Source organism: Paeniroseomonas aquatica, assembly GCF_030409335.1.
Taxonomy (GTDB): Bacteria; Pseudomonadota; Alphaproteobacteria; order Acetobacterales; family Acetobacteraceae; genus Belnapia; species Belnapia aquatica.
Map to the genome: position 1 here is coordinate 19,826 of NZ_JAUFPN010000054.1, position 2,623 is coordinate 22,448.

Annotated in this window: 3 protein-coding genes; all 3 read left to right on the top strand. The window is 75.8% G+C overall.

Annotated features, from left to right (window positions below; all coding sequences use genetic code 11):
• The coding region (locus QWZ14_RS06155) for an ABC transporter substrate-binding protein (RefSeq protein ID WP_290315751.1) at nt 1–631 on the top strand (631 nt) is incomplete at its 5' end.
• Between the two features lie 5 nt (nt 632–636).
• On the top strand, nt 637–2,031 hold the full coding sequence (locus QWZ14_RS06160) for an ATP-binding protein (RefSeq protein ID WP_290315752.1): 1,395 nt from the start codon (nt 637–639) through the stop codon (nt 2,029–2,031).
• A 257-nt stretch (nt 2,032–2,288) separates the two neighbouring features.
• Nucleotides 2,289–2,591 (top strand): Crp/Fnr family transcriptional regulator, encoded by a 303-nt coding sequence (locus QWZ14_RS06165; protein ID WP_290315753.1) that lies wholly within the window; start codon nt 2,289–2,291, stop codon nt 2,589–2,591.
• The last annotated feature ends 32 nt before the right edge of the window (nt 2,592–2,623 follow it).

Genomic DNA, 2,623 nt, shown 5'->3' on the forward strand with positions numbered 1-2,623 from the left:
GGCGCGCCGCTTCGGCCTGCTGGCGCCGGACGACGAATTCGGCCGGCGGCTCGCGGCGGCGCTGCGGGCCCGGATGCCGGCGCTCGGCCTGGCGGCGCCGGTGGTGGTGCTGCACCCCCGCATCGGCGACAGCGCCGCCGCCGCCCGCGACCTGGCGACCCAGGCCGGGCCGGAGGGGCTGGACGCGGTGCTGCTCGGCCTCGGCGGCGAGCGGGCCAGGGCCGCCGCCGCGGCGCTGGCCACCGCCCTGCCGACCCCGGCGCGGCTGCTGGGCACCTCGCTCTGGGCGCAGGACCCGGTGGTGGCGCGGGAGCCGGCGCTGGCCGATGCCTGGTTCCCCGGGCCCGACCCGGCGACCCGGGCCGGCTTCGACCAACGCTACCAGGCCGCCTTCGGCGACCGCCCGCCGCGCCTCGCCGGCGTCGCCTACGATGCCGCGGCGCTGGCCAGCCGGGCGGCGCGGGAAGGCCAGGATGCGCCGGTGGGGCAGCCGATGCTGGGCGCCGACGGCCCCATCCGGCTGGCCCCGGAAGGCCTCGCCCAGCATGGGCTGGCCCTCTTCGCGGTCGATCCCTCGGGCGAGCCGCGGCTGGTGCAGCCGGCGCCGATTCCCGGCAGCCCGGGCAGCTGAGGGGCGTGGCCCGACCGCTGATCGGCCGGGTGCTCGGCGCCACCGGGCTCATCGGCGGGGTTCCCTGCCTGGTGCTGGGGACGCTGCTGCTGGAAGGGGCGGTGGAGCCGGTCCATGGCGTGGTGGCGCTCGGCGCCTGCCTGGCGGGGGCGCTGGCGGTGGCGCGGCTCTGGATCGGCAGCCTAGCGCAGCTGGCGGAGGCGCTGCGCCGCGCCGCCGCCGAGGATGGCCGGCTGGTGCCGCCCGGCGGCACCATCCTGCTGCCGGCGGTGGGCGAGATCGCCGAGGGCGTCGCCCGGCTGGCCCGTACCCTGGAGGTCCAGGGCCAGCTGGTCGGCCGGCTGCGGCGGGCCGACGAGGCGATCGTCGAGGGGCTGCCCGACCCGCTGCTGGTGCTGTCGCCGGAGCGGGTGCCGCTGCGGGCCAATGCCGCCGCCCGGGCCCTGTTCGGCGCGGCCACCTCGAAGGGCGGCCCGCCGCGCGACGGCGACGTCGCCGCGCTGCTGCGGCATCCGATGCTGGCCGCCGCGGTGGACCGGGCGCTGACCGAGAGCCGGCCGCAGACCGCCGACCTGGTGCTGCCGGTCCCGGTGGCGCGGGAGATCGCGGCGCAGGTCATCCCGATGGAGCCGGCGCTGGCGGACGGCGGCCGCATCGTCATCGTGCTGTCCGACCGGTCGCGGGAGCGGGCGGTGGAGCGGATGCGCGCGGATTTCGTCGCCAATGCCAGCCACGAGCTGCGCACGCCGCTCGCCAGCCTGATCGGCTTCATCGAGACCCTGCGCGGCCCGGCCGAGGATGACGCGGTGGCGCGGCAGCGCTTCCTCGGCATCATGGCCGAGCAGTCCGAGCGCATGCGGCGGCTGATCGACGACCTGCTGGGCCTGTCCCGCATCGAGCTGACCGAGCACCAGCCGCCGACCGGGCGGGTGGTGGTGGGCGACGTCGCCCGGGCCGAGGCGGCGGCGCTGGAGCCGCTGTTCCGCCGCCGCGGCGCCACCCTGGCGCTGACGGTGGCGGAGGCGGTGGCCAGCCCCGCGGATGCCGAGCAGCTGGCGCAGGTGGTGCGCAACCTGCTGGAGAACGCCGTGCGCCATGGCCGCGAGGGCGGGACGGTGCAGCTCGCGGTCGGCCGCGTCGAGGGCGGGCCGCGCCTGCCGGGACGGCCCGGCGTGCTGCTCTCGGTTACCGACGACGGGCCGGGGATTCCGGCCGAGCACATCCCCCGGCTGACCGAGCGTTTCTACCGGGTGGACCGGGGCCGGTCCCGCAGCGCCGGCGGCACCGGCCTCGGCCTCGCTATCGTGAAGCACATCGTCAATCGCCACCGCGGCCTGCTGCTGATCGAGAGCGAGGCGGGCAACGGCGCCTGTTTCCGGGTCTGGCTGCCGGCCGCCTGACTTCCGCGCCGAGGCGGATCCGTACGAATTCTTGCAGCGGGCCGATCGGTCTGCGCACGAAACCGTACCGACAGCGGCAGTTCCGGCGCATAGCTACAGCACCGTCGCGCGAATCAAGCGCCGCGGCAGGGAGATCGTGTGCTCTCGCCGACTCATGTCGCGAGGTGTACCCATTGCCCGATACTCTGGCAGCCAGTCCGCGTAACCAGTTGCTCGCCGCCCTGCCGCCCGAAGACTGGAAGCGTCTCGCACCCCAGATGCAGCTCGTGGAACTGCCGTTCCGCCAGATCCTGCAGACCCCGGGCCAGCCCATCACCGCCGCCTATTTCGTCGAGAGCGGCTTCCTCTCCATGCTCATCATCCTCGAGGATGGCGACGGGGCGGAGGTAGGGCTGGTCGGCCGCGAGGGCATGCTGGGCCTGCCCCTGCTCTATGGCACCGACCGCTCCGACCTCGAGGGCATCGTGCAGTGTCCCGGGATGGCGCTGCGGATCGAGGCGGAGGCGCTGCAGGCCGCGCTCGGCTGGAGCCCGAGCCTGCAGCGGCGACTGCTGCGCTAGGTCCTGTGGACTCTAGGGATTCCCGGATTGGC

Excerpts from the sequence above, each read along its gene's own strand:
- QWZ14_RS06165 (WP_290315753.1), top strand. The coding sequence starts at position 2,289 with ATGCAGCTCGTGGAACTGCCGTTCCGCCAGATCCTGCAGACCCCGGGC.